The sequence below is a fragment of the Acanthopleuribacter pedis genome (assembly GCF_017377855.1).
Classification (GTDB): Bacteria; Acidobacteriota; Holophagae; order Acanthopleuribacterales; family Acanthopleuribacteraceae; genus Acanthopleuribacter; species Acanthopleuribacter pedis.
Genome location: NZ_JAFREP010000017.1, coordinates 209,018 through 235,571, shown reverse-complemented (window position 1 = coordinate 235,571; position 26,554 = coordinate 209,018). Strand labels below are relative to the sequence as shown.

The window sequence follows — 26,554 nt, the reverse complement described above, 5'->3', positions numbered from 1 at the left end:
CCTTACCCCCCGCGCCTGGATTTGATCGCGGCCTGAGCTTCCCGATCCATCACTTTGCGTTTTAAGGTCTCGCGTTTGTCATGGAGTTTCTTACCGCGCGCCAAGGCTAGCTCACATTTGACGAATCCGCGCTTGTTAAAGTATAGCTTGAGAGGGACGACGGCTAAACCCTTGGTTTTAATTTTACCCATCCAACGGTCCAACTCTCTACGATGCATTAAAATCTTGCGCGGTCGCAAGGGGTCGTGGTTCGCGTATCCCCCGTTGACGTACGGCGAGACATGCACGGAAATCAACCACGCCTCGTTGTCTTTAAAACGCGCGTGCCCGTCGGTCAAATTCGCGCGTCCCTCACGCAGCGATTTCACCTCGGAACCTTGTAACTGGAGGCCGACTTCCACCTTTTCCAAGATTTCATAATCATGGCGGGCCTTGCGGTTCTCAGCGATAATTTTGACAGCCATGTTCGGAAGCGCTCCAAATCAGCAAAACTTGAGAAAAACACTTTATCATAAGCGGGGTTAATTACGAATCATTTTGATGGGTTTCGAATTGGGCTCAAATGCCTTAGCGTCGCTTAGCCGTTTCTAAAAAGGCCGTTCTCAATCGGAACATAAACCCGCGTTTGGGTCGAAAGCCAAGCAGCATCGCACCGGCCGATTCCCGGTCCCGCTTCCCCCGGGGTCACCGCCGACAAACACCGTGCAATCGCCCGGGAGACGACAAATAGTGGTCGGTTTAGTTGCGATAAGTGGGCTTTATTGTAGCCTACTTTCCCCAACACAGGTGCAGGAATTAAAGTGTTTCACCGACACACGAATTGACGCTTACACCAACGCGATTTTGAAGACTTCTTCCACACGGCCTACCGCAAAGAAGTCGAGCCCTTTGCGGATCTCCTCGGGGATTTCCTGCCAATCGCTTTCGTTGAGTTCCGGGAAAATCACGGTTTTGATTTGACCGCGCACCGCGGCCAACACTTTTTCTTTTAGACCGCCGATGGGCAGCACATCGCCGCGCAGGGTTAACTCGCCGGTCATGGCGACCTCGGCGCGCACCGGACGCTGGGTCAGGCAGCTCAGGATGGCGGTGGCCACGGTGATCCCGGCGCTGGGCCCGTCCTTGGGCGTGGCGCCCTCGGGAAAGTGAACGTGGATATCGGACTCGGAGAACACTTCTTTGGCGATGTCGTATTTCTCAGCGCGATCACGAATAAGCGAAAGCGCCAACTGCGCACTTTCCTTCATAACGTCACCCAACTGCCCGGTTAACAACAAGTTACCCTTCCCCGGCATCCGCGTCACTTCGACGAATAGGATTTCACCGCCGACCGAGGTCCAGGCCAAGCCGGCCACAACCCCGACCTGATTGCGCTTCAAACGAAAGTCGGGAAAAACTTTGACGGGTCCGAGGTATTCGGTCAAATTGGCCTTTTTGATGCGGTAGAGGCGGTCCTCACCCTCGGCGACCTTGCGCGCGACTTTACGGCAGGTTTTGGCGAGCAAACGCTCCAGGTTGCGCAGACCCGATTCACGGGTATAACCGCGAATAATGGTTTCCAAAATGGCTTTGGAGAACCCGATGCGCTCGCGATTCAAGCCGTGTTCCCGCATTTGTTTGGGGACCAGGTGACGGGACGCGATTTGGACCTTCTCGGGCATGGTATAGCTGCCCAACTCAATAATTTCCAGGCGGTCGCGAAAGGCGGGCTGCAAGGTGTCGAGCGTGTTGGCGGTGAGAATGAACAACACATTGGAGAGATCAAAGGTCACGCCCAGGTAATGGTCGCGGAAGGTTTTGTTCTGCTCGGGGTCGAGCACTTCCAAAAGCGCCGAGGAGGGATCGCCGCGAAAATCTTGGCCGATCTTATCGACCTCGTCGAGCATGAAAATGGGGTTCATGGTGCCGGACTGACTGATCCCCTGAATGATGCGGCCGGGCAAGGCGCCGACGTAGGTTTTGCGGTGCCCGCGAATCTCGGCCTCGTCACGCAAACCACCAAGCGAGATGCGGTGGAACTTGCGGCCCATGGCCTTGGCAATCGACTGACCCAAGGAGGTTTTGCCCACGCCCGGCGGTCCGACAAAACACAGGATCGGGGTTTTAAGCTGGGGGTTGAGTTTGCGAACGGCCAGAAATTCCAAAATACGCTCTTTGATCTCTTCCAGGCCGTAGTGTTCTTTATCCAAAAACTTTTTGGCGCGTTTCAGATCGAGGTGATCCTTGGAGAAATTGTTCCACGGTAACTCAAACATCCAATCTAGGTAGGTGCGGATCAGGCCGGTTTCGGCGGTATCGGGCGACATGTTTTCCATGCGCCGGATCTGCTTCTCAATTTCCTTGCGCGCTTCTTCCGGCAACTCCAGCGTTTGGAGTTTTTCGCGGTAGGCGGCCACTTCATCTTGAAGCTCGGTGCCTTCACCCAGTTCGCTTTGAATAATTTTAAGTTGTTGGCGCAGGTAAAAATCGCGTTGGGAGCGGTCCATCTCACCCCGTGCCTGGTTGTGAATCTGGGCCTGCATTTCCAGCAGGGTCACTTCCTTGGCGAGGGTGTCGTTGACCAACTGAAGGCGCTTAAGCACATCCTGTTCTTCGAGAATCCGCTGACCTTCGCCGGGTTTAATTTCAATGTTGCCGGCCACCAAATCGGCGAGGCGTCCGCCCAGGTCCATGCCGTTGACCATCACAAGGACCTCGGAGGAAACGGGTTTGCCAAGTCCAGCCAAACGCTCGAGCTGCCCTTTGACGGTGCGCATCAAGGCTTCTTTGGCAAGTTTATCGGCCTCGCTCTCCTGGTCCTGTAAAAGCTGGATTTTGGCTTCGCGGTACGGGGATTCGCGGGTGAAGTACTCGACCTTGCAACGGCTGATGCCCTGAACCAAAATGCGCAGTCGCCCGTCGGGCAATTTGATCATGCGAACGACGGAGGCAACGGTACCCACATCAAAAAGGCCGTCGCGGCCGGGATTATCCTGGTTCTGATCCCGTTGGCCGAGCATGACCAACAAGCGATGTTCGTTGAGGGAAGCCTCCACGGCCGCCACCCCGAAATCACGGCCTACCGAAAACGGGTAAATAATGAAGGGATACAAGGTCACATCGCGAACAGCGACAACCGGCAAAATCTCCGGGATCACCATTTCTTTTTCACGTTCGGCTTGATGGTCGTTCATAGGGGGAATCAGCTCCAAGGAAATCGCGCCGGCGATACGCGCACGGCGGGGCATGAGGGGAATAATTAGACCACTGCACCGAATGGGATTCAACCGAAAAGGTGTTGAACCGGCGGTGAACGCCGTGTCCCGATTGGCGCTCGCGGCGTGACCCGTTCGCTTTTTCTAGACGACCAAACTCGGTTGATAATGATTGTAATCGCCGTGAAGGTAGTACCAAATACAATTGCGCTTGTAGTTTTTGGCCTTGTACAACGCTTGGTCGGCGCGGTGGATCAAGGTGCGACGGTCGGTAATGTCCTTGTGATCCATGGTAGCGACCCCAAAACTGGCGGAAACAAAACCCAGCGGTTGGTGGTGCCCAAATTCGAAACGGTGGGACACCAACTTCTTGCGGAAGCGCTCAGTCACACTTAAGGCGGTGGTCAACTTGGTACCGGGGAGAATAATGACGAATTCCTCGCCGCCGTAACGGCCGGTCAAATCGAATTTGCGCACGGAGGCGGTCATGAGTTCCGCCACGGTTTTGAGAACGCGGTCACCGGCGGGGTGACCGTTGGTATCGTTGTAATTTTTGAAGTGGTCGATGTCGAAAATAACCAAGGTGACGGGATCGCCGGTCGGCTCCAACAGCTTAATCTCTTCGTCAATCTGCTGCTGGATGTAGGCGTGGTTGTAAAGCTGGGTAAGGCCGTCGATGATCGAGGTATTTTTGAGTTTTTCCAAACGCGCTTTGATGGTGATTTTATCGGTGAGTTGGGTGAGCACCATCAGGTTGCGGCCGGCTTCAATATCCGGGCTGATGTACCCGAAACACGAACGCAGCAATTCCGGGCGATATTGATCGATATCGCCGGGTTCGGTAATGAGTACCACCTCAAGGTCTTTGCTAATGGATTCCAGGCTGGTCAGGATCTCCAAACCGTTGATGTCCTGCTCACCTAAATCCAAAAAAAGCGCGGTGATATCTTCATTGAGAACTTTAAAAAACGCATGTTCAGGGGTGCTGGTCCGTTCGAAATGGATATTGTCGCGAGCTAACGCTTGGCGAAGAGCACGGGTGCGCGTTTCATTCCGACCAACGTATAGGAAGTTCATGCGGTCTCCTCAAAGCGGTATCTAAGTATATCGGAATTGTGGCGGAACAGGTTAAGGCTGAGGGCGATAAATTTTCGCGGTTCATGCAAAACTAGGATGCCCGCGGTAGGTAAGCGTGACAAGGACGCGCCGGAGGGGCCTCCGGCGCACGACCGAAGAGGCGCGATAAGAGCGAGACATTTTCACTAATGATCTGGAGCGAAATGGCTTGAAAAAAGCGGGCCGGGGTCGCGCACGACGCGCACCCACTGGGTGCGGTGAGCATTTTCACAGGCCGTTGCAGCCCAGAAGTTTAGCTAAAATCACCGCGAGTTATCCTGCTTCTTAGGTACCACACCCGGATTTTTCTGATTTCCGCCAAAGGGCCTACAACAGGCCTCACATTAAGTTCTCACCCTTTGCCGGTCACTTATGTATGATAGGGGGATTCAACATTCAAAACCTTGGGTTGGGATCAAAAAGGAGGCGTTGTGAGCGTCTGGGTCGCCGTGTTTTTAGGAGTTTTGCAGGGGTTGACCGAGTTTTTCCCCGTCTCGTCCTCGGGTCACTTAGCCTTATTCGGCGCCTGGTTCGGCATGAAAGATGCCGACCTTACCTTTGAAATCCTGGTCCACATGGCCACCCTCGGCGCCATCGTGGTTTACTTCCGCAAAGATTGGATCCAACTGTTTCAGGTCGCGATCGGCAAAGAACGTGGCGACTTCCCACCCCATATATTTCTGTACGTGCTGGTGTCGATGATCCCGGCCGGGTTGGTCGGTATTTTCCTCAAAGATCAAATTGAGTGGATTCACGGCCAAACCTTTTATGTCGGAATCTTTTTGCTGGTCACGGGCACGATGTTGTTGGCCGGCCTAAAAATTCCACCCGAGGGCAAAGCCATGGACAAGCTATCTCTGGCGGTGGTCATCGCCATGGGCTGTGCGCAGGCGTTTGCGGTGTTGCCCGGCATTTCCCGGTCCGGTTCCACCATTATGTGTGCCCTGTTTTTGGGCATGAGCCGCCAAGCGGGCGCACGTTTCTCGTTTTTGATGGCGGTCCCGGTGATCGGCGGTGCGGGCCTGCTCATGATTAAAGATTTGGTCGAAGATGGGGCGGCCTTGGGCAGCGACATGCTGATCGCCTACGGCGCGGGATTTGTGGCGGCGCTGATCAGCGGCTTCTTTGCGCTGGCCTTTTTGATGAAGCTCCTGGAAGGGAACCGCTTCTTTTTCTTTGGTTTTTACTGCCTGCCGATGGGTATTTTGGCAATGGTTCTCTAAACGAGAAAGGGTGCCGGTAAACCGGCACCATGCCGCGAACCAGAATGGTTTTGTTTAAATCCAAGCCAAATCGTAGGTTAAGGTTTGGCCCGCCTTGAACGGCACAATGCCGTCGTAGGTATTGGGCACCAAGACATCACGTTTGATAAGCATGATTTCTTCCCCACTGGGCGGGAGACGGTAAAATTCGGCCCCGAATTTCGAGGTGAAATCGGCGAGCCGAGGCAACATCTCCAACGCGTCGAAGTGGGTGGCGAGGAATTGCATGTGGTAGGGCGCGTTAAAGATCCCCGCGCAACCGCAGGCGTTTTCTTTATCCGCGATCAGGTGCGGGGCGCTGTCAGTCCCGGAAAAAAACGAGGGATGCCCCTCGCGAACCACCTCGTTTAGCGCCTTGCGGTCACTGGGCCGTTTGGCAACGGGTTTACAGAAGTGGTGCGGCTGGATGGTCGAGCCAATCACGTCGTCCAAGGTAATGTCGAGGTGGTGATCGGTAATGGTGGCCACCACATTGTCCGGCAAGGAGCGGACGGCTTCAACGGCGGCTTGGGTGGTGATGTGCTCCAGCACGATGCGCAGCTTGGGAAAGGCGCGGTGAATGCGGTGGAGTTCGTCCAAAAACTCGGTTTCGGCATCCATTACAAATGCGCCGGGCACCTCGCCGTGCAGGGAAAGCACCATGTCGCTTTGGGCCATGGCCTCGTAGACGGGGTACATGGCGCGGAAATCGGAAACACCGTCCTCGGAATTGGTGGTGACGCCGAGGGGATACTGCTTGCCGGCAGAAACACCCAAGCGGGCGGCCTCGGTAATCATTTCAGGGGTGGTGGTAGGCATCAATTTAATCGTGGTCAATATATCGAAATCAGCGCCTTGCATGACCAAGTAATGGCGGTATTTGGTCGCATCCTCGCCCGTGGCCAGGGCCGGACTCGTGTTGGGCATGGCCAGCACGCGACAGGCACCACCCTCGCGTACCGCTTTGACCGCGGCCAGGGTGCGTTCGTCATTGCGTAAATGGATGTGCAGATCATCTGCCGCGGGAATTCTCAGTTCCAAGGGGTCCTCCCTATCCGGTACGAACGAGAAAAGATCCAGACGACCGTTCGCGCGCAACGGAAATGGTAAATGTGACTCGCCCCCATTCTACCCGACTTGACCGGTTGCGGGTGTGCTTGGGCGAAAAAAGGAGCAACCCCGCGACACAGGATTGAGCAAGAAAGACGGCAGCGGTTCCTTCCCTCCTGGTGCACTGGGTTGTTATGATGGCCGGTCGTCATCGGGAGGTTCGTCCGTGTTACTCAAATCATCCGTGGAAATCCCACAACCCATCTCGGCGAAAGGCCGGGGTTACGTCGAACAAAAGCAGGTTAAGTTCTTCGATTTCTTTCGGAACGCCGCCTTTGGTTTCGTTTCCGTGGACGGAAAAAAAGGTTACTACCCGCAAATCACGCTTGGTTCCGACGGGGATCTTGAAACGGTTTGCAACTGTAGAGAAACCAAACGCGGCCAGATTTGTAGCCACGCCTTCGCGATCTTTTTGCGCATGATCAACTGGCCGAACGAACGCCGCAACCTTTCCGAGGCGTTTGACGCATTCGAACTGAACCGCTTCTTTCAGGTTGTCGGACACGGCCTCAAAAATTGGGCTTTCCGCAAGGATGACAATCCGCGATTCAGCCCGCCCGAGGACTTGTTGGAACCACGCCTCCTCGACTACCTCGGTTTTGGTGCCGTCGAGGAAAACGGGCGCATCAAACGGGATCGTACCAGCCTCAAGGACGCCAAAGAATTTGTACGGGAGTACAGCGAACTCAAAATGTTGGCCAACGGCTTTCCCTCCGCGCGGGTCCTTTACGAAGAATCCCCGATGTACGCCCTCGCCAAATTCCTGTTTTTTTTGGAACAATCCGCCAAACTCAAAATACGGGTGGAACGAGAAGCCAATCACGAGGTAACCCTAACCATTCGAATGGGTCGCGACCTTCTTTTCTCCTGGCTGCTTCCCATCGATAAGTTCCAAAAAGGGATTCAAAAGAATCGCGCCTTTTGGCATACGCGCATGAACTTTCGCATTCAATCTGTCGGCCTGCCGGTGGTTTACCGCTGTGCCTTCATAGAGAACAACGACCTCGAAATCGAACCCATGATCGCTTTGGACAAAGACCACTTCATCCCGGTTGATCAAGTGACCATTGCCGGCGCCAACCTGTGTTTTCATGAAAAGTTGGGTTATTTCACCACCCAGATCGGGCTCAGCCCCTTCGAAATGCAGTATGGCAATCCCGGCATCGAGCGGATCTCCTTTAAAAAGGTGAAACGCTTTTTGAGTGAACACCGCGACACCCTGGAAGACCTGGATCGCACCCTAATGGACGACACCCTGTTCGGCGAGGTGGTTGCGGTTGGTTTTGAAGCGCTTGAGTTGGATCTGCTCGACTTTAACCCACCCTGCTTTTCCTTTATGTTGCGTGCCCGGTTGGGGGGATATAGCTACGAAATAGAGGAACTCATCGAAAAATTCGACGACCGAAGCCGCTATATCAACATCGGCGGAAAGGTTTTTGACTCAACCGGTTACGACGCAATTTACCTTGGCCCGCTGCTGGAAGCGTCCCAAAAGGACAAACGCCTCAATGTCAGTGATCTTTTTCGATTTATGACCTTCTTCAAAGACCGCCTCAAGGTAAATACCACCGCGTTAACCGAGGCGGTTTACGCCAAAATACGCAATATGGAGCCGGAACAAGCGCCCTCACTCGACGCGACCAACTTGACGCTGCGACCCTACCAGGAAAACGGCTATAGGTGGCTTTACTTTTTGTATCAAAACGGGTTAGGTGGATTGCTCTGTGACCAAATGGGGCTTGGTAAAACCCACCAAGGCATGGCGCTGCTGGCCGCGGTGACCCAAGCCAAACCCGAAAGCCGCCACTTGGTCGTGGCGCCGGCCTCGGTACTTTACCACTGGAAAGATAAACTGAACGCATTTTGTCCCGATCTCAAACCCCGCATCCACCACGGCGGGGATCGCGATGTGGCCAAGGCGCTCAAGAACGCACAAGTCATCATTACCTCCTACGCGACCCTTCGCAATGATGCCGAACTGTTCGGGAGTTTCGCCTTTCAGGTCATTCTTTTTGACGAGGCGCAGTATCTCAAGAACAGTGCAACCAAATCGTTTCAAGCGATTTCCAAACTGCGGGCGCTCTGCAAAATCGGCTTAACCGGCACGCCGATTGAAAACCAACTCAGCGAACTCAAAGCGCTGATGGATTTGGTGTTTCCCGGGTTTCTCGGGAGTAGCGGCCATTTCAAGCGCCACTTCATGGATCCCATCAGCAACTTCGACAACCCACTCGCCAAAGCCCGCCTGCGCGACATCATTCACCCCTTCACCTTGCGCCGCAATAAATCCGAGGTGCTGATAGATTTGCCCACCAAGTCGGAAGATCGCCGCGGTTACGCGCTTAGCGAATACGAAAAAGACCTCTATATCACCATCAAAAAACAAGGTGTGACCCGTATCAAAACCAACGAAGCGCGTGGTAAGCAATTGATGCATGCCTTTCAAGTCCTCGACATGCTCAAACGCTTGTGCAACCATCCCGCCCTCCATTTCAAAAATACCGATTACGCGGCTTACCCCTCCGCGAAATGGTCGGCCTTTACCGAACTCCTGCAAGAAGCCTTCGACGCCGGTGAAAAGGTGGTGGTGTTTACCCAATTCTTGGGCATGATCGACATCTTCAAACGTTATTTAGACGACCGCAACATTCGTTTTGCCTGTATCACCGGTCAGGTGAAAGACCGCGGCCGGCAACAGGCGATGTTCCAGGAAGACCCCGCGTGTCGCGTGTTCTTGGGGACGATCATGGCGGCCGGAACCGGCATCGACCTGACCGCGGCCAGCGTGCTGTTCCACTATGATCGCTGGTGGAACGCGGCCCGCGAGGAACAAGCGACCGACCGCATCCACCGTATCGGTCAAAACAAAGCCGTTCAAATTTTTAAATTCCAGGGGATTGATACGGTAGAGGAGCGCATCGACGGAATTATCAGGCGCAAAGCCAAACTATTGGAAGAAGTGGTGACTTTTGACAATGAGCAAGTCGGCAAACACCTGAGTCTGGAAGAATTGCTGGAGGTCCTCGCGTGAAGCAAACCTATTTGGAAGGGGTTAAGGTCCTCGACCTCAGCCGCATTCTGGCGGGCCCCTTTTGCACCCAAAACTTGGCGGATATGGGCGCGGACGTGCTTAAGATTGAGTCGCCCAAGGGTGATGACACGCGTGGGTGGGGACCGCCGTTTCAAGGCGACAGTGCGGCCTACTTCCAAAGCTGTAACCGCAACAAAAGCTCGCTGGTCCTGAACCTCAAGGAAGCGGCCGACGCGGCGCGGTTAGGCGACCTAATCGGGGCGGCCGACGTGGTGGTCGACAATTTCCCGCCGGCGGTTCGCGAGCGGCTCGGGGTTTCCGTCGCAAACATCAAGCGGCTCAACCCCAACGCAATCACCATGAACATAACGGGTTACGGCGGCACACGCTGCGATGAGCCAGGCTATGATGTGATGATTCAAGCTGAGTCTGGGCTGATGGGGATCACCGGCCCGGTCGACAGCGAAGGCTTTAAAGTCGGCGTTGCCTTGGTCGATGTGCTCACCGGTCTAATGGCGAGCAACGGCATTTTGGCGGCCCTGTTCCGCCGCGAACGGTCGGGGCAAACCGATCACCTGCACATCACCCTCTACCAAACGGCTTTGATGAGCCTGGTGAATGTGGCAAGCAACACGCTGGTTTCGGGAAAACCCAGTCGTCGTTTCGGCAACGCCCACCCCAACATTGTTCCCTATCAAGGATTTAGCCTTGCCGACCGGCGTGTCATCATCGGCGCGGGCAACGACACCCAGTTCAAACGCTTGTGTGCCCTGCTCGACATCACCGAGCCGGCGTTTACCGAGCTCGACAACGCCGGACGGGTACAGCAGCGCGAAACGGTGATCGCGCGCCTGCAAGCGCGTCTGGCCACCTGGACCTGTGCGCGACTTTTTCCCGAGCTCCGCGCGGCAAAAATTCCCCACGCGCCGATTCTGCGCCCGGACGAGGCCTTGCAACAGGTCGCGACCTGGAACCCGGACGCGTTACTGGTCTTGCCCCACGCCGAGCTGGGCGAGGTACGCGGCATCGCCCCGGCCCTGCAGGGATGCGGCATGCGTGAAAACCACAGGCCGCCGCCGTTGCTGGGCGAAGGCGGCGAAACAACCGCCGCCCGTTGGCTTAACCTTCCCAGGTTTCCATAGCCTCGACGATACGGTGGTTAAAAGGCACATCGTCGAAGCGACAGAGCTCTTGTAAACCGGTGGGGCTGGTGACATTAATTTCGATGAGCTGATCGCCGAGGATGTCGATACCCGCAAACAGGATGCCCTGTTCGCGCAATGCCGGCCCCATCTCGCGGCAAATTTCATGCTCGCGCTCGGTCATTTTCCAGGGGTGCGGCGTTCCGCCGGCGTCCATGTTGTTCAGTTCCTTGCCCTCTTGGTGCAAGCGCAGGATCGCACCCATGGGTTCCCCGTTCAGCAGCAAAATGCGTTTATCGCCGTCCTTGGCGCCGGGCACGTATTCCTGGGCGATCACGCGGTGGGCGCCGTCGTGGGTCGCCATCAAAAGGAGCTGATCGAGGTTGGTGTCGTTTTTGTCGACAAACAAAATGCCGCGGCCACCGTGGCCGTCAACGGGTTTGAGGGTAACCCGTTGCGCCCGCGCCTCGATGTACTTGCGAATCTGGGGGATACTGCTCGCCACCAGGGTTGACGGCGAGTGCTTCATGAAAAACAGGGCGGACAGCTTTTCATTCCAGTTGCGCAAACCCTGGGGCCGGTTGACGACCCGCGTGGTTTTGGGCAACAGGTCGAGCAGCAGGGTGGTGTAGAAGTAACGGCGGTCGAAAGGGGGATCGGTACGAACCAGCACCACGTCCATCACATCCAGCCGGGTTTCGACGCGTTCACCAATCTCAAAGGGCTGATCGTGATCGGCGTGAACTTGGACGGGAATCACCTCGCTGAAAAGCGCCCCATCGTGTGCGAATAACCAGTTTTGATCCAGGTAATAAACCTCGTGGCCACGTTCGGCGGCGGCCAGCATGAGGTGGTAGGACGTGTCCTTGTAGGCCTTCACCTGCTCCAAGGGATCCATGATAAATGCAAACTTCACGGCACGCTCCTTCTACTATTTTTAGAGTTCGGGTTCGGCGTCACTCCCGCCACCTTCCATCTCCTTGACCTTGCGCTGCAAGGTTCGCAACGAGATATCGAGGAGTTCGGCGGCGCGGGTTTTGTTGCCGCCGCAATGGGCTAACATCTGGCGAATGGCTTCTTGTTCCAATTGGGCCATGGTCATGCCGACGGGGATGGTTACCGATAGCGGAACATCTTCTTTTCGATCTAGGTAATCGGGGAAATCCTTCTCCGAAATCACGCCTCCCCGGTTGAAAATCACCAAGTGTTCGACCACATTGCGTAATTCACGAATGTTGCCGGGCCAAGCATAAGCGGTGAGCCGTTTCATGGCGACCGGGTCGATATCGGCGACCTGTTTGCCGTGCTCGCCGTTGAACTTGCTGATGAAGTAATGGACCAGCAGCGGGATATCGTCGCGGCGTTGCCACAAGGGCGGAATGTTCAGGGTGACCACGTTCATGCGGTAGTAGAGGTCCTCGCGGAAACGGCCCTCGCGCACTTCTTCCTGGAGGTTGCGATTGGTGGCAAAAATGAAGCGAGAATGGATGTGAATCGGGTCGGATCCACCGACGCGGGTTAACTCGCGGTTTTCCAACACGCGCAGGAGCTTGGCCTGGAGATCGAGGTTCATGTCGCCGATTTCGTCGAGGAAAATGGTCCCGTTGGCGGCCAGTTCGAATTTGCCGATTTTGCGTGAAACGGCACCGGTGAACGAACCCCGCTCGTGGCCGAACAGCTCTGATTCGAGAATATCCGCGGGAATGGCGGCACAGTTGATGGGCAGAAAACGTTGCCCACGCTTCTGGGAATGCTGGTGTAAGGCATTGGCGATCAATTCCTTACCGGTCCCGCTTTCGCCGAGCAATAGCACGTTGGCGTTGGTGCCGGCGACGACGCGAATTTTGTCGAAAAGCGCTTCCATCGGTTGGGAGCGGCCGATGATGTTGTCGAAACCAAACTGTTTGTCGAGCCGTTGGTTGAGCATCTCAACCTCGCGGTTGAGGTTGCTGTTGGTCATCAACTTGGAAACGCGCGCGCGGAATTCGTAAAGGTCGATGGGTTTGGTGAGGTAATCGTCGGCGCCCAGTTTCATCGCCTGAACGGCTGAATCGACGGAGGCATACGCGGTTACCAGGATCACGCTGATCTCGGGATTGGCTTCCTTGGTTTCCTTGAGCACGGTTAAGCCGTCGGTGCCGGGCATGCGCAGGTCGGTAATGACCAGGTCGATTTCGCGCGGGCTACCGGTAATAAAGCGAATGCCCTCGTCGGCGTTGGAAAAGGCTTCAACGTGGTAACCCTTTTTGCCGAGTGCCATTTTCATGGCTTTGAGGGATTCACCCTCATCCTCAACGATGACGATAAAGCCGTTGGTTTTTTCAGTTTGGTTTAGGGATTTTGCCATTGTGCGATCCACTCCTCGCCGACCACGGTCACCTCAAGTGACTGGGCTTTGGCCAATTTCGAACCCGGTTTCTCACCGCAGACCAGGAAATCGGTTTTGCTGGTGACGCTGGAAGTCACCTTGGCGCCGCGTTGCTTGAGCAAGTCGGTAATTTCTTTGCGGCTCAGCTCGTTAAACGTGCCGGTTACCACAATGGTTTTTCCTTTCAGCGCGTCGTCGCCTTCCTGGGGCGGCTTGTGTTCCGCCACCAACTGCAACCCCATGCTGCCAAATTGGCGGAAGGTTTCTTGGTAGCTGGGCAAGCGCAGGTGTTCGTGCAAACTCGCGGCCACTTTTTCGCCGATGCCGTGTAGGTCGGCGAGTTCTTCCACCTCGGCGGCAAGCAAGGCTTCGTAGGAGGGGAACCGTTGGACAAAAAGTTCGGCCACTTTTTCGCCGATCATAGGGATGCCGACGGCAAAGAGGACGCGCGCAAAGGGGCGTGTCTTGGATTTTTCGATTTCACCCAATAGGTTTTTGATCCACTTGGTGCCGACCCGCTCCAGTTGCCACAACTTCTCCTCGTCCAATTGGTAGATCGAGACCAAGTCGGTAACCAACTTCTGTTCGACCATTTGTTGGACGCGTTCTTTGCCAAGTCCCTGGATATCCATGGCGTTGCGAGAGGCAAAGTGCATAATGCGCCGTTCCAATTGTGCGGGACAAGCCAGATTCTCGCACCGCAAAGCCACCTGGCCGGGAACCCGCTGAGGCTCGGATCCGCAACTGGGGCATTGGTCGGGTAACGCATAGGCGGTGCTGTTGCGGTCGCGTTTGCTTTCGATGACCTTGACGACCTTGGGGATAATGTCGCCGCCTTTTTCGATAAACACCCAGTCGCCGACACGAATGTCTTTTTTCTGGATCTCATCAAAGTTGTGGAGGGTGGCGCGCGAAACGGTGGTGCCGGCCAGCGCGACCGGTTCGAAATTGGCGACCGGGGTGAGCACACCGGTACGGCCGACCTGGATGGTGATTTCTTTGAGTTGGGTGGTGGCTTGTTCCGCGGGGAACTTATAAGCGGTGGCCCATTTCGGAAACTTGGAGGTGTACCCGATGGTTTCGTAGAAGCTTGTGTCGTCCACTTTCAGCACAATGCCGTCGGTATCGTAGGCGAGGCCGGGCCGTTTGGCGGACCAATCCTCGATGAGGCGTTCCAATTCGGCGAGGTTCTGGATCACGGTATTGTGGGGGTTGGTGGTGAACCCTAACTCTTTCAGTTGCTTGAGTGCTTCGATGTGGGAGTTGATTGTCTGCGCCCAGGGGCCGAGCGCTTGGAACACAAAAATGCGCAGATGGCGGGCGGCGGCCTCGCGGGAATCCAGCAGGCGCATCGAGCCGGCGGCTGAGTTGCGCGGGTTGGCGAAGAGGGGCAGGCCCGCGGCGGCGCGCTTCTCATTAATCTGGGCGAAATCATCGCGGTCGATGTAGACCTCGCCGCGCACTTCCATGCGATCGATATCTTTCCAGGCAGCCACGCGCAAGGGGAGGTCGCGAATGGTTTTTGCGTTGAGGGTGACTTCCTCGCCGACACGGCCGTCGCCGCGGGTGACCGCCGAATCCAAAGAGCCGTTGAGGTACACCAGGCTGAGGGAGACCCCGTCAATTTTCAGTTCGGCGGAGTAGCGCAGGGTCTCGTCGCCGACCTCGGCCACGCAACGCTCAAAATAATCAGCCAGATCGGCGCTGTTGTAAGAATTTTCAAGCGACAGCATGGGTGTGGCGTGTTCTTTTTGGGGATGATCCTTGGCCACCCCGCCGCCGACGCGGAAGGACGGTGAATCGGGACGCACCAACTTGGGGTTGGCGGCTTCCAGGGCTTTGAGTTCCCGTTCCAGGGCATCGTATTCGGCGTCGCTTATTTCGGGGTTGTGTTCGTTGTAATAGCGAACCCGGTGGTATTCGATTTGTTCAATAAGCCGATCCATTTGCCGGCGAATCTGTTCAGACATAGGGACCTCTAAAGTTCGTTACGGTATTGGGGGTCATAAAGAAGAGGAGGGTTCGGACAAGGGCCGGTTTAGGGCTGGGTCAAACCACGGGAGGGCGCCCCGCGCACGGCGGGGGATGGGCTGATTTTAGCGGATTAAGGCCGGGTGTGCGGGAATTACGCCAGAATGCGATTGATATCGGTTTTGGCCTCGACCGCGGCCTCGCGAACCGCCTCAAAACCGGACGTTTCAAAACTTGGCGGAAACAAAATGCCACGGGACGAGTTGATCAGTGCACCCAAGCCATTCCCATCAAACGCAGCCCTAACCGCCTCTGCCGAGCCACCTTGCGCCCCGTAGCCAGGAACGAGAAAGAGACTGTGAGGCATGCGTTGACGAAGGGTTCTCATGTGTTCGGGGTAGGTGGCACCGACCACCGCGCCGACATTACCGTAGCCGAATTCCCCCAATTGATCGCCATTCCACTGTTCCAGTAAATCAGCCATGCCCTCGGCAACCGTGTTGCCCGCGGCGAGCGCTTGATCCTGGAGCTCGCCACTGGAAGGGTTGCTGGTTTTCACAAGCACAAAGATGCCGCGTTCCGGTTGCTTGAGAAAGGGTTTGATGCCGTCGCTGCCGAGGTAGCCGTTGACCGTCAGGGCGTCGCTGGGAAAGGCGGGCGGCAACAGGTCGTCACCGAAAAAGGTGCGGGCATAGGCCGCGGCGGTGCTGCCGATATCGTTGCGCTTGGCATCCATAATCACGGGACATTGAAGGTGGTGAAGATGGTCGAGCACATCGAGCAAGGCGGTTAATCCCGACAAACCAAATTGTTCGAAGAAGGCGATTTGGGGTTTGTAGGCAACGGCATGATCGTGGGTCACATCAATGACGTTGTTGAGGTAGCCGCTAATCAGGTTGGCGACCTGACCGTCGGTGAAGCCGGCTTTAAATGACGCGGGTATCAAATCCCAATGGGGATCGAGCCCCACGACCAAACGGCTGTTTTTGCTTTGACAAAGGGAGAGCATGCGATCTGCGAACATCATGTTTGTCCTAAAGATGAAGGGATCGAACAGGAGTTGAAACGGATAACAAAACACCCACATTGTCACAGAAAAGCGGCGGGGTAGAAAGCGGAAATCGGTCGGGCACAAGAAAGGCGGTGCCTGGGGTGAAAGGCGGCGCGGAAAAGGGGCGAGTCACCATTAGTTAACGTTTTTAGAACATTAATAAAACAAATCCAAAACTCTAATTTTTAGTCACTTGCTCTTGAGATGGTGTTTCCTCTACATCATCCTCTTGGGACTGCGCCATTTGCCACAATTTGGTTGCCATGCCCCAGTGCAAGGCATGGAACAGCAGCAATTCGGAGTCACCGAAGTTAAAGTCGAAGACGCCAAACAGCATGTACATGACCAGAATAAAGCAAAGCGCTTTGACGACCCATTCAGGTGCAACACCCAGGTTGCGCCGGTTCTTGAACAGCCACCAATAGCGACGGAACAGGGCCACCACAAAAACGGTGTAGAGGCCGAGCCCGATCAGACCGGATTCAACCATCACGGCCAAAAAGGTATTGTGGGGGTGTCCGACCAAGGTATTGTCGCTCAAGGGAAAGGCTTCAAACCGGTCGGGCCCAATTCCCAGCAACGGATGAATTTGCCACAACTGCAAGCCGTTGCGGACCAGCACCAAGCGTTCTTCAATAGAGGCCATGTTAAAGCCGAAAAAGGCGATGGAACCGCCGGCGACAAAAACGGTGCCAAACAATGCCCATAAGCTAATACGCCGCAGGCGGTTGGAAAACAGAGCAGCCAAGAAAAACAGGACCGAAAAACCCAAGATGCCGGAGCGTACCCGGGAGAGGGCGACGATCAAAATGGAAACGGCGAGATGGAACAGGATCAGGCGGCGCTCGCGAGGCGAGAGTTTTTCGGCCAATCGGGCCATGGACCAACACGCGAGAATGACCAGACCCTCGGCATTGGTAATCGCATTGGAGACCAACCCAAAGGCGCGGGGATACATGCTAAACCCGATATCAAGGGCATGGCGAATCTCATCGGGTTGGAGCAGCCACAGAACGCTGCGAATCAATCCGGGCACGGACACGACGAGCAACACACGGTGGATGTCCTTCCAATCCACGTGTTTGAGCAAAATACCTGAGACGGCCCACATGGCGATAAAAGCCCAGTGGAAGTCGGCGGCGGGTGGATCGGGATGGCGAACTTGGGCAACGAGCGCGGTGATCACGATCCAGGCAAAGAGCGCGGAGGCGGCACGATAACCTTTTTGAACCAAACCGCCCATGGGCCAGCCAAAACGCGCGGCCAAAAAAGCCTGTGCGATAAAAAACAAAAAGAAGGAAATTTGCTGGGTCGCGATGCCGAGCGAAAAAGAAGCCATGGACCAGTAAAAAGCGCAGCGGTGGACGGTATAGGCTTTGGAGGATTCCAGCAAAACAGCTCCCGAACCGGATCGGTCCCGGCATGGCTCGCGACCGAGAAATGACATGCCGCGCCAAAGCCTAACACATCTGTTTATGAAGCTGGGAAAGAAGGGTACTTGACGCGGTTTTCAACGGTGTCGCCCCCGGTCGGCCGCGGTTTGGATGCTTCAGGCCCCGTGAAAAATGGCGCGAGGCGTCAAGCCGGGGCACCATCTGTAAACCATCCTGCTATAATTGGGCTCTTTGACCGGCGGTGGTTTGGGCCGCCTATCCTTATTAAATGGTCGACAATGCTTCTTTGGCGATACCGCACCCTGCCTGTCGACCCCATTCCGTGGAGGAATTCACCATGAGCCAATCATTCGACAACGAATTTACCGCACAACGTCATCGCAACCGCCAAGCCATTGAGGAACTGGGCATCGACGCCTTTCCCGGCAAGGTGGTTCGCAACGAGATGGTGGACGCTGTCATCAAGGCCCATGGCGAGAAGGATAAGGAAACCCTGGAAGCAGAAAAGGTCCGCGTGGAAGTCGCCGGCCGTGTGATGCTGAACCGGCCCATGGGTAAAGCGGCATTTGCCACGCTTCAGGACGGGACCGGCCGCCTCCAGTTTTACCTGCGCCGCGACAGCGTCGATGACGCGGCTTTTAAAGCCTACAAAAAAACCGATCTGGGTGATTTCGTCAGCGTCGGCGGCACCCTGTTCCGCACCAAAACCGGGGAGCTCACGGTTCAAGTCGACCGTTATCAGTACCTCAGCAAAGCCTACCGCCCCCTACCCGACAAACACGCGGGTCTCAAAGACACGGAACTGCGCTACCGCCACCGCTCGCTTGATTTGCTGACCAACCCCGAGGTGCGCGACACCTTCAAAAAACGCAGCAACATCATTCGTGCCATCCGTGACTTCATGACGGAACGCGATTACCTCGAGGTAGAAACGCCGATGATGCACGTCATTCCCGGCGGCGCCACGGCGCGCCCCTTCACCACCCATCACAATGCGCTCGACATGGAACTCTACATGCGCATCGCGCCCGAGCTTCACCTGAAGCGTTTGATCATCGGTGGTTTGGATCGGGTTTACGAAATTAACCGCAACTTCCGCAACGAGGGCATCAGCACCCAACACAACCCCGAATTCACCATGATGGAATGGTACGAGGCCTATGCCAACCTCGACGTCATGAAAGAAATGGTCGAAACCATGATTCGCGAGGTGGTTCAAAAAACCTGTGGCGAAACCAAATTGATGTTCGGCGATTTTGAGTTGGATTTCGGCGCGCCCTTCGACAGCTACACCATGATTGAAGCAACCTGTAAATTCGGCAACTTTACCGAGGCGCAACTGCTCGACGCCGACAGCCTGCGCGATGTCGCCAAGAAATTGCACATCGAAGACGCGGACACCATGGAATACGGTTACCTGCTGGCGGAAGTCTTCGAATCCGTGGCCGAACCCCACTTGATCCATCCCACCTTCATCACGGAACACCCGATTGCCATTTCACCGTTAACCAAAAAGATCCCCGGCAATGAACAGTTCGTCGAACGCTTCGAATTGTTCTGCGCGGGCATGGAAATCGCCAACGCCTATACGGAGATCAACGATCCCCTGGACCAGCGTCAGCGGTTCGAGGACCAAATGCGTCAGCGCGACGAGGGCAACGACGAGGCGCAGTTCCTCGACGAAGATTTTTTGTGGGCGATGGAGCACGGCATGCCGCCGACCGGTGGCCAGGGACTGGGTATCGACCGCCTCGTCATGCTGTTGACCAACTCGGCATCCATCCGCGACGTCATTTTGTTCCCGTTGATGCGCCCCCACCAGGAATCCTAAACCACCATGTCTTTTGATCGCTTTATTGCGCACCGCTACCTCAAAGCCAAACGCAAACAGTCTTTTATCGGTGTCATCTCGATCATTACCTTGGTCGGGATTACCCTTGGCGTGGGCGCGCTGAACATCGCCCTCGCCATCCACAACGGCATGCGCGGCGCCTTCATCACCAGCCTGGTTGGTGAAACGGGCAACCTGTATGTGGTCGCCAACTCGATGGTTGACTACAGTTGGAACAGCGACGAGGTGGCAAGCTTGGGCAAAACCATCGCAACCGTACCGGGCGTACGCGCGGTTTCGATGATGCGCCAGGAACCGGGCGTGCTGGTCTCGCGCCAAAAGCGGCTTAATTACTGCAAACTGTTCGGCATCGTACCCGACAGCCACGCGGCGGCGGCCCCCTCTCTGCGCAAATTGGAAGAGGGTTCCCTGGCCGCGCTGGAACGGCCGCAAGACCAACGGCCCGGTATCGTGCTGGGCATCGATCTGGCACGCGACCTGGGCGTGCGCATGGGCGACGACCTGCGTGTCATGGTGCCGCGCCTCAGCAGCCCCGGCCTGGGGATGCGACCGGGTCAACTGCGGTTAAAAGAGCTCAAATGCGAGGTCGTCGGCATTTTTAAAACGGGGAATTCCCAGTTCGACGCGGTCGACGCCTACCTCCAATTGGAGCAACTCCTGCTGGTGCTAGGCACCACGGAGATCCAACAGATCATGGTGAACTTCGACGATCTGGCGGCGATGGAAGCGGGTAAAGAAGCGTTGCAACTGCACCCCGAGCTGTTGCCGTCGGCCAATGTCGTGGATTTGCGCGACCTCAACCAGGGTTTGCTCAGTGCCTTGGCCTTGGAAAAGCTGGCGACCACCGCGGTGATCAGCCTGTTTATTTTGGTCGTCGCCCTGAACATGATTTCGGCGCTGACGATGTTGGTGATGGAGAAACACCGCGACATCGGGATCATGCGCGCCTTCGGTACACCGCGCGGCACCATCATGCGAATTTTCCTGCGTCAGGGTATGACCCTTTCGCTGTGGGGCACCTTGATGGGCAGCGTGATCGGCGTCGCCGTTTCCGTATTTGCCGACCAAACGCGCTTGATCAAATTGGACAACAACGTCTACGAGGTGTTGAACTATCTGCCGTTTACGGTTCACGCCCACGAGGTGCTGCTGGTGGCGGTGGGTTCGCTGATGGTTTCCTTTTTGACCTCGATTTTTCCCGCCCGCCAGGCGGCGGCGATGGATCCGGTGGAGGCGTTGGCTTATGAATGAGGCGCCGAACACCGTCGGAGAAAACAGACACCACTTTTTGGAAATTCGCGGGTTAACCAAACACTTCCAGTCGGGCGAACGGAAACTGAAGGTACTCGACAGCTTCGATTTGGACTTGGCCGCGGGCGAATTTTTGGCAATCGCGGGTCCCTCCGGTTCCGGAAAAACGACCTTGCTCAATTTGATCGCGGGCTTGGACCGCCCGGACGGCGGCCGAATCAGCTTGGCGGGCCGCGATTTAACGGCGCTCAACGACAAAGAATGGGACAAGGTGCGACAATCTGACATTGGGTTTGTGTTTCAGTTTAATCAGTTGTTGCCGGAATTCACCGCGCTGGAGAACGTGATGCTGCCGGGCATGCTGAAAAAGCACCATGCGCTCGAATTGAAACAACAGGCATATGATTTGCTTGAGCACATGGGCATGCAAGACCGCATCGGCCACCGACCGGCGCAATTAAGCGGGGGTGAACGGCAGCGAACGGCGATTGCCCGCGCACTGATCAACCAGCCGAAGATTCTGCTGGCGGACGAACCGACGGGCAGCCTGGATCAAGGCACGGGAGAACAGGTTTTTTCTCTCTTGATGGGCTTGCAAAAACAGTTCAATATCTCTTGCCTGCTGGTGACCCACAACCCAGCCCTTGCAAATTTGTGTGATAGAATACACGGGATTGAAAAGCGACCTGAATCCCCAACGCGAGAGCGGATTGGAGTAGACGATGTTTGAGAAATATACCGATAAAGCACGCCGCGTTTTGTTCTTTGCACGTTACGAAGCAAGTCAGTTTGGTGCCAGTACCATTACCAGCGCTCATCTCCTACTCGGTCTGGTCCGCGAAGCTGAAAAAACGACGATGGCCATGCTCGAACAAATGGGCATTAACATCCAAGAGTTGAAAGACCGCATTATTTCCCAGTCACAGAGCATGTACAAAAAACCCGTGGCGGCCACCACGGTTGAGATCCCGTTAAGCGAAGAAACCAAACGGGTTTTGCACTATGCACTGAAAGAATCAATGTCCTTGAACCACAAGTACGTAGGCGTTGAGCACATCTTGCTCGGCATTTTGCGTGACGAACACGCCTTCGCCTCGCAGTTATTGGCGGAGATGGGCGCCGACCTTTACCGCGCCAAAGAAATTTTGTTGGACATTCTCAAAGAAGAGAAACTGAACAAAAAACGCAAGGAACACCCCTTGCTGGGCGAGTTCAGCCGCAATCTGACGGACCTCGCCGAACGGGGCGCCTTCGACCGTTTGATCGGGCGCGAAGCCGAGATCGAACGCATCATCCAAATTTTGGCGCGCCGTCGCAAAAACAACCCGATCCTGTTGGGCGAGCCGGGCGTCGGCAAAACCAGCATCGTGGAAGGTTTGGCGCAACGCATCGTTCAGGGCAATGTCCCCATCGAACTGATGGACAAACGCATTTACGCCTTGGACCTGTCCTTGGTGGTTGCGGGCACCAAATACCGCGGCCAGTTTGAAGAGCGTTTGAAATCGATTATCGCCGAGGCCTCGAAAGACACCAGTGTCATCCTGTTCATCGACGAAATTCACAGCATTATCGGAACCGGCGCGGCCGAGGGCTCGCTTGACGCGGCCAACATCCTGAAGCCGGCCCTGAGCCGCGGCGAAATTCAGTGTGTGGGTTCGACCACCCACCGCGAGTTCAGCAAGTACATCGAGAAGGATCGTGCGCTGGTGCGTCGTTTCCAACCGGTGAACATCATGCCGCCCGACGAGGACGAAACCGAACGCATTTTGTTCGGCCTCAAAGATCACTACGAAGGGTTCCACCGCGTGCGTTACGCCGACGATGCGTTGCGCGGGTCGGTATACCTCTCCAGCCGTTACATCCCGGATCGCGCCCTGCCCGACAAAGCACTCGACTTGTTGGATGAGGCCGGCGCCCGTGTGAAGTTGGCGCACTCCACCAATACCCAAACCATCCGCAACCTCGAAAAAGACCTGCGTCAGGTTTCCGAGGACATGAATGAAGCCGTTGCCAACAAAGACTTTGAGCGCGCGGTGGTGTTGCGTGAGTACGAAATTAAGATTCGCAAACAGATTCAAGAAGAAAAAGATTCGGTGAACCGCGACAACCGCGTACTGGACGTCACCCTCGCCGACGTGGAGCAGGTGGTTAGCTCCTGGACCGGTATTCCCGTCACGGCCATGAAAGAAGAAGACAAAGCCAAGCTGGCGTCCATGGAAGACACGCTGCGCGAATTTATCGTCGGCCAGGACGAGGCGATTTCCGCCGTCAGCCGCGCCATTCGCCGCAGCCGCACCGGCTTGAAGAACCCCAACCGGCCGATGGGTTCCTTCCTGTTCCTCGGCCCCACCGGTGTGGGCAAAACCGAATTGTCCAAACAACTCGCCAGCTTTTTGTTCGGCGACCCCAAGAAACTGATTCGCTTCGACATGTCCGAATACATGGAAAAACACTCGGTATCCAAAATGATCGGCTCACCGCCGGGATACGTGGGTTTTGAAGAGGGCGGCCAGTTGACCGACAAGGTCAAGCGCAACCCTTATTCGATCGTGTTGTTCGATGAAATTGAGAAGGCCCACCCCGACCTGGTGAACATCCTCCTGCAAATCTTTGAGGACGGCCAGGTTACCGACGCCTTCGGAAACACCATTGATTTTCGAAATACCATCATCATTATGACCAGTAACGTCGGCTCCAAACAGATTGTGAACGAAAAGACGTTGGGCCTGACCCGCACGGTGAACGAACGGGACCGCAACATGAAGCAGGAAGCCATGCGTGAATTGAAACGCGTCTTCCGTCCCGAGTTCATTAACCGGATCGATGAAGTGGTGGTATTCGACAAACTCAAAGACAATCACCTGCTCCAAATTTGCGGCTTGTTGATCAACGAAATCAACCGCAACCTCGCGAAGAGCGATCTGAGCGTAGAGTTGGCCGCGGATGGCTTGAAGTGGTTGCTGGATCAAACCTCCAGTGATCGTCAGTACGGGGCGCGTCCATTGCGCCGCATCATTCAACGTCACGTTGAAGACCCACTGGCCGAGGCCATCGTATCCGCTGACGCGAACATTGAAGGTGCCGTTTTCTTCGAACTGGACACCGAAAATGAGCGCTTTAACATTGTGCTTCCGTCAAGCAACAAGGGGCAGGAAACTACTGAGGAGGCTGAATGCCCCAGTTAGCTCGCGAGATGATTCGCGGCCTCTTGATTTGCTTGCTGAGCCTATTACTCTGGGCACCCCTTTCAGCACAAGAAAAAGCCCCACAGCGTATTGAAGAAATATTGATCGTCGGGAACCAACGTGTTCCCGACGAATCTATTTGGTTTCGTATTTCCTTTAAAGCCGGCGACCTGCTCGATTCCGCCGGGGTGACGCGTGATTTGCACACCCTGTGGGAGACGGGTCTGTTCGAAGACGCCGGTATTGCCATTGAAGAAGGGAAAGAGGGTGGCGTCATCCTCAAATACGTTCTGCGTGAATTGCCTTTGGTGACCGAGGTCGATTACCGTGGTTATCGCAAGATGACCAAATCGAGCATCACCGACAAGGTCGAAGAAGAACGTTTGACGATTCCCGAGGATTCACCGCTCGATTACCGCAAGATCAACGCGATTCGCGCTTTGATCAAAAAACTCATGAACGAGCGCGGCTTGCGCTTCGGCACGGTTGATTACAAACTTGAGAACCTCGACAAGGGTTCGGCGCGGGTTGTGTTTAACCTGAACGAAGGCAGCAAGGTACGCATCTACGACATCGAGTTTGACGGCAACCAATTGTTCACCGACGGCAAGTTGCGGCGCACGATGCGGAAAACGAAAGAACACTGGATGTTCTCCTGGCTAACCTCCAACGATATCTATAAAGAAGAGTCCTTCGAAAAAGATGTGGAACGTTTGAAGAAGCGTTACTGGCGCCAGGGTTACAAGGATGTGGTCATTGGTGAGCCGGTTTTAGAAGTCACCGACCACACGACCGAACGTCAGAAAGCGAAAAACCTAAAGCGAGCGGCCAAAAACAAGCCGATCCGCGAAAAGAAAAAACTCAAACTAACCATTCCGGTTTTTGAGGGCGAACCCTACACCTTGGCCCGAATGGAAGTCGAAGACAACACGGTATTGCCGTCGATTTTCTACGAACGATCCTTCCCGATTCAGCAGGGCGAGATCTACGACCTGCACCGAATCAACGAATGGATCACCGAGCTGGAAGAAACCCACAACAACGCGGGCTACGTGCACTACAGCATCCGCCAAGAAGTCAACATTGAGGACGGCAACCAGGTAGCGGTGAGGTTCATGGTCAACGAAAACGACCAGACCTACATCCACCGCATCAAGTTCAGCGGCAACACGACCACGCGCGACAAAGTTTTGCGTCGTGAGATTCTGTTGCGTGAGGGCGACGTCTTTCGCGTCAACTTCTTCCGTAACTCGCTGCTGCGCATCAACCAGCTTGGTTTCTTCGACGTTACCCGCGACGAACCCGATCTGAAATTCTTGCCGGACGAAAACAAAATCAACATCACGATCAAGGGTCAGGAATCCGGAGTGAACGAGCTGAACTTTGGTTTGGGTTTCAGTGAATTCCGCGGGACCAGTGGTTTCTTGAGCTTCTCGACGCTGAACTTCCTCGGCAAGGGCGAGAAGCTGAAGATCCAAGCCCAGATCGGCAGCATCACGGACACCTTCGACGTGACCTTCACGGAACCTTGGTTATTCGACAAACCACGCGGCTTGACGACGCGGGTATTTAACACCCGTTCGGAATTCTCGGCGTCTGGTTTTAACGTTGAATCGACGGGTTTCCAGTTGGGTCTGTCGTTCCGCCCCACGGTCTTCTCAACCTACTCGATCAGCTACTTGTTCTCGGAAGACCGTTTCCCAACGGTTATCAACCCCGACTTCAAAGCGGTTGACGATCTGTTGACGTCCTCGATCACCCAGTCGTTTGTGTACAACACCACCGACCACCCGTTTTTTCCCAAAAAGGGTCGCAAAATGTCGATCTCTCTGGAATTGGCGAGTTGGCAGGCCGGTGGCGACAACTTCTTCTACAAAATTCGCGGCAGCGCCACACAGTACCTGCCGGCGATCAAAAACACCTTCATCGGTTTGAACCTCGAAGCCGCTTTGTTTGACACCTTGCAGGGTCAGCGCCCGGCACGCCACCAGTTGTTCTACATCGGTGGTGAGGAATCGGTTCGCGGCTACGAGCGCCAGAGTTTGGGTCCGGCCTCCGTGGTGAACGGTCAGGTCTTCGCCGAACGGGGTGATAAATTGGTTCAGGCCAACGCGGAATACATCATTCCGGTCTCCGACCAGTTCCGCTTCGTGATGTTCTTCGATGCGGGGATGGTGTTCGGCGTCGATCAAGAATGGTTTGATACCGACCTGTTCCGCTCAACAGGTATCGAAATGCGTTTCAGCCTGCCGGTGTTCCAAGCACCGCTGCGTTTGATTTACGCGTGGAAATTGGATGAAGATGAGAACGGGCTCAACGAGAAAGGCGGCGAGCCATCCTTCTCAATCGGAACCACTTTCTAACCAGAGCAACATCCAACGTCGTCCGCAAATATGCGATTATGTGGCTTTGGGACCGGGCGTAGCCGACACGTAAGGCGTTTAGTACCTTATAGGGCACCCCGCCCCGGCCACCGACGCTGGATTTCGCCGCGAGTTTGTGTCTCGCCGCGAACCCCCGGGGCACCGAATCGGGTCCCACCCTTCACCCTAAAGTGAGCGATTCTTGATAATGAATTCGCACAGCCAAGAATCACCCACTTTAGGTTAGATTGTGGTCATCACAAGGTAACCGCCGATTGCGGCCTG

General features: G+C 55.4%; 17 protein-coding genes. 8 read left to right on the top strand and 9 right to left on the bottom strand.

Going from position 1 to position 26,554, the window contains the following annotated elements; genetic code table 11:
* Nucleotides 1–2 precede the first annotated feature (2 nt).
* The 3 genes from smpB to J3U88_RS18725 form a co-directional block, all read right to left on the bottom strand.
* Complete coding sequence (gene smpB / locus J3U88_RS18735; RefSeq protein ID WP_207860471.1) at nt 3–464, bottom strand: SsrA-binding protein SmpB; 462 nt, start codon at nt 462–464, stop codon at nt 3–5.
* Nucleotides 465–827: 363 nt separating this feature from the next.
* Entirely contained in the window at nt 828–3,173 is a 2,346-nt protein-coding gene (lon, locus tag J3U88_RS18730) for an endopeptidase La (RefSeq protein ID WP_207860470.1), read from the bottom strand.
* Between the two features lie 165 nt (nt 3,174–3,338).
* Nucleotides 3,339–4,271, bottom strand: a complete 933-nt coding sequence (locus tag J3U88_RS18725) for a GGDEF domain-containing protein (RefSeq protein WP_207860469.1) — start codon at nt 4,269–4,271, stop codon at nt 3,339–3,341.
* 470 nt (nt 4,272–4,741) lie between these two features.
* Between J3U88_RS18725 and J3U88_RS18720 the strand changes: the two genes are divergently transcribed.
* The gene (locus tag J3U88_RS18720) at nt 4,742–5,533 is read left to right on the top strand and encodes an undecaprenyl-diphosphate phosphatase (protein ID WP_207860468.1); all 792 of its coding nucleotides are present in this window, start codon (nt 4,742–4,744) and stop codon (nt 5,531–5,533) included.
* Nucleotides 5,534–5,587: 54 nt separating this feature from the next.
* Here J3U88_RS18720 and pyrC read toward each other — a convergent pair whose 3' ends face one another.
* A complete protein-coding gene (gene pyrC / locus J3U88_RS18715) occupies nt 5,588–6,592 on the bottom strand; it encodes a dihydroorotase (protein ID WP_207860467.1) in 1,005 nt (334 codons plus the stop codon).
* 235 nt (nt 6,593–6,827) lie between these two features.
* Here pyrC and J3U88_RS35060 point away from each other — a divergent pair, with 235 nt between their 5' ends.
* Nucleotides 6,828–9,692 carry an SNF2-related protein gene (locus J3U88_RS35060; protein WP_207860466.1) on the top strand — a complete coding sequence of 955 codons (2,865 nt, stop codon included), beginning with the start codon at nt 6,828–6,830 and terminating at the stop codon, nt 9,690–9,692.
* A complete protein-coding gene (locus J3U88_RS18705; RefSeq protein ID WP_207860465.1) occupies nt 9,689–10,834 on the top strand; it encodes a CoA transferase in 1,146 nt (381 codons plus the stop codon). Before J3U88_RS35060 ends, J3U88_RS18705 begins: the two co-directional genes overlap by 4 nt.
* Here J3U88_RS18705 and gshB read toward each other — a convergent pair.
* From gshB to J3U88_RS18680, 5 genes are all read right to left on the bottom strand, one after another.
* Nucleotides 10,812–11,750, bottom strand: a complete 939-nt coding sequence (gene gshB, locus J3U88_RS18700) for a glutathione synthase (protein ID WP_207860464.1) — start codon at nt 11,748–11,750, stop codon at nt 10,812–10,814. The two genes, J3U88_RS18705 and gshB, sit on opposite strands and share 23 nt — an antisense overlap.
* A gap of 21 nt (nt 11,751–11,771) precedes the next feature.
* Nucleotides 11,772–13,181 (bottom strand): sigma-54-dependent transcriptional regulator, encoded by a 1,410-nt coding sequence (locus J3U88_RS18695; protein ID WP_207860463.1) that lies wholly within the window; start codon nt 13,179–13,181, stop codon nt 11,772–11,774.
* Nucleotides 13,166–15,172 carry an NAD-dependent DNA ligase LigA gene (ligA, locus tag J3U88_RS18690; RefSeq protein WP_207860462.1) on the bottom strand — a complete coding sequence of 669 codons (2,007 nt, stop codon included), beginning with the start codon at nt 15,170–15,172 and terminating at the stop codon, nt 13,166–13,168. The genes J3U88_RS18695 and ligA overlap by 16 nt, the downstream gene beginning before the upstream one ends.
* Nucleotides 15,173–15,327: 155 nt before the next feature.
* Nucleotides 15,328–16,200 carry an orotidine-5'-phosphate decarboxylase gene (pyrF, locus tag J3U88_RS18685; protein ID WP_207860461.1) on the bottom strand — a complete coding sequence of 291 codons (873 nt, stop codon included), beginning with the start codon at nt 16,198–16,200 and terminating at the stop codon, nt 15,328–15,330.
* A 202-nt stretch (nt 16,201–16,402) separates the two neighbouring features.
* Nucleotides 16,403–17,617, bottom strand: a complete 1,215-nt coding sequence (locus J3U88_RS18680) for an O-antigen ligase family protein (RefSeq protein WP_207860460.1) — start codon at nt 17,615–17,617, stop codon at nt 16,403–16,405.
* Nucleotides 17,618–17,955: 338 nt separating this feature from the next.
* Here J3U88_RS18680 and lysS point away from each other — a divergent pair, with 338 nt between their 5' ends.
* The 5 genes from lysS to bamA are packed head-to-tail and all read left to right on the top strand — an operon-like array spanning nt 17,956 to nt 26,269.
* Complete coding sequence (gene lysS, locus J3U88_RS18675; protein WP_207860459.1) at nt 17,956–19,449, top strand: lysine--tRNA ligase; 1,494 nt, start codon at nt 17,956–17,958, stop codon at nt 19,447–19,449.
* Between the two features lie 6 nt (nt 19,450–19,455).
* Complete coding sequence (locus tag J3U88_RS18670; RefSeq protein ID WP_207860458.1) at nt 19,456–20,721, top strand: ABC transporter permease; 1,266 nt, start codon at nt 19,456–19,458, stop codon at nt 20,719–20,721.
* Nucleotides 20,714–21,451, top strand: a complete 738-nt coding sequence (locus tag J3U88_RS18665) for an ABC transporter ATP-binding protein (protein WP_207860457.1) — start codon at nt 20,714–20,716, stop codon at nt 21,449–21,451. Before J3U88_RS18670 ends, J3U88_RS18665 begins: the two co-directional genes overlap by 8 nt.
* Nucleotides 21,444–23,906, top strand: a complete 2,463-nt coding sequence (locus J3U88_RS18660; RefSeq protein WP_207860456.1) for an ATP-dependent Clp protease ATP-binding subunit — start codon at nt 21,444–21,446, stop codon at nt 23,904–23,906. Before J3U88_RS18665 ends, J3U88_RS18660 begins: the two co-directional genes overlap by 8 nt.
* Entirely contained in the window at nt 23,894–26,269 is a 2,376-nt protein-coding gene (gene bamA / locus J3U88_RS18655) for an outer membrane protein assembly factor BamA (protein ID WP_207860455.1), read from the top strand. Before J3U88_RS18660 ends, bamA begins: the two co-directional genes overlap by 13 nt.
* Nucleotides 26,270–26,554 lie beyond the last annotated feature (285 nt).

Bases quoted from the DNA above. Each gene is read 5' to 3' on its own strand.
- smpB (WP_207860471.1), bottom strand. From the start codon at position 464: ATGGCTGTCAAAATTATCGCTGAGAACCGCAAGGCCCGCCATGATTAT.
- lon (WP_207860470.1), bottom strand. From the start codon at position 3,173: ATGAACGACCATCAAGCCGAACGTGAAAAAGAAATGGTGATCCCGGAG.
- J3U88_RS18725 (WP_207860469.1), bottom strand. From the start codon at position 4,271: ATGAACTTCCTATACGTTGGTCGGAATGAAACGCGCACCCGTGCTCTT.
- J3U88_RS18695 (WP_207860463.1), bottom strand. From the start codon at position 13,181: ATGGCAAAATCCCTAAACCAAACTGAAAAAACCAACGGCTTTATCGTC.
- ligA (WP_207860462.1), bottom strand. From the start codon at position 15,172: ATGTCTGAACAGATTCGCCGGCAAATGGATCGGCTTATTGAACAAATC.
- pyrF (WP_207860461.1), bottom strand. From the start codon at position 16,200: ATGATGTTCGCAGATCGCATGCTCTCCCTTTGTCAAAGCAAAAACAGC.
- lysS (WP_207860459.1), top strand. From the start codon at position 17,956: ATGAGCCAATCATTCGACAACGAATTTACCGCACAACGTCATCGCAAC.
- J3U88_RS18670 (WP_207860458.1), top strand. From the start codon at position 19,456: ATGTCTTTTGATCGCTTTATTGCGCACCGCTACCTCAAAGCCAAACGC.
- J3U88_RS18665 (WP_207860457.1), top strand. From the start codon at position 20,714: ATGAATGAGGCGCCGAACACCGTCGGAGAAAACAGACACCACTTTTTG.
- J3U88_RS18660 (WP_207860456.1), top strand. From the start codon at position 21,444: ATGTTTGAGAAATATACCGATAAAGCACGCCGCGTTTTGTTCTTTGCA.
- bamA (WP_207860455.1), top strand. From the start codon at position 23,894: ATGCCCCAGTTAGCTCGCGAGATGATTCGCGGCCTCTTGATTTGCTTG.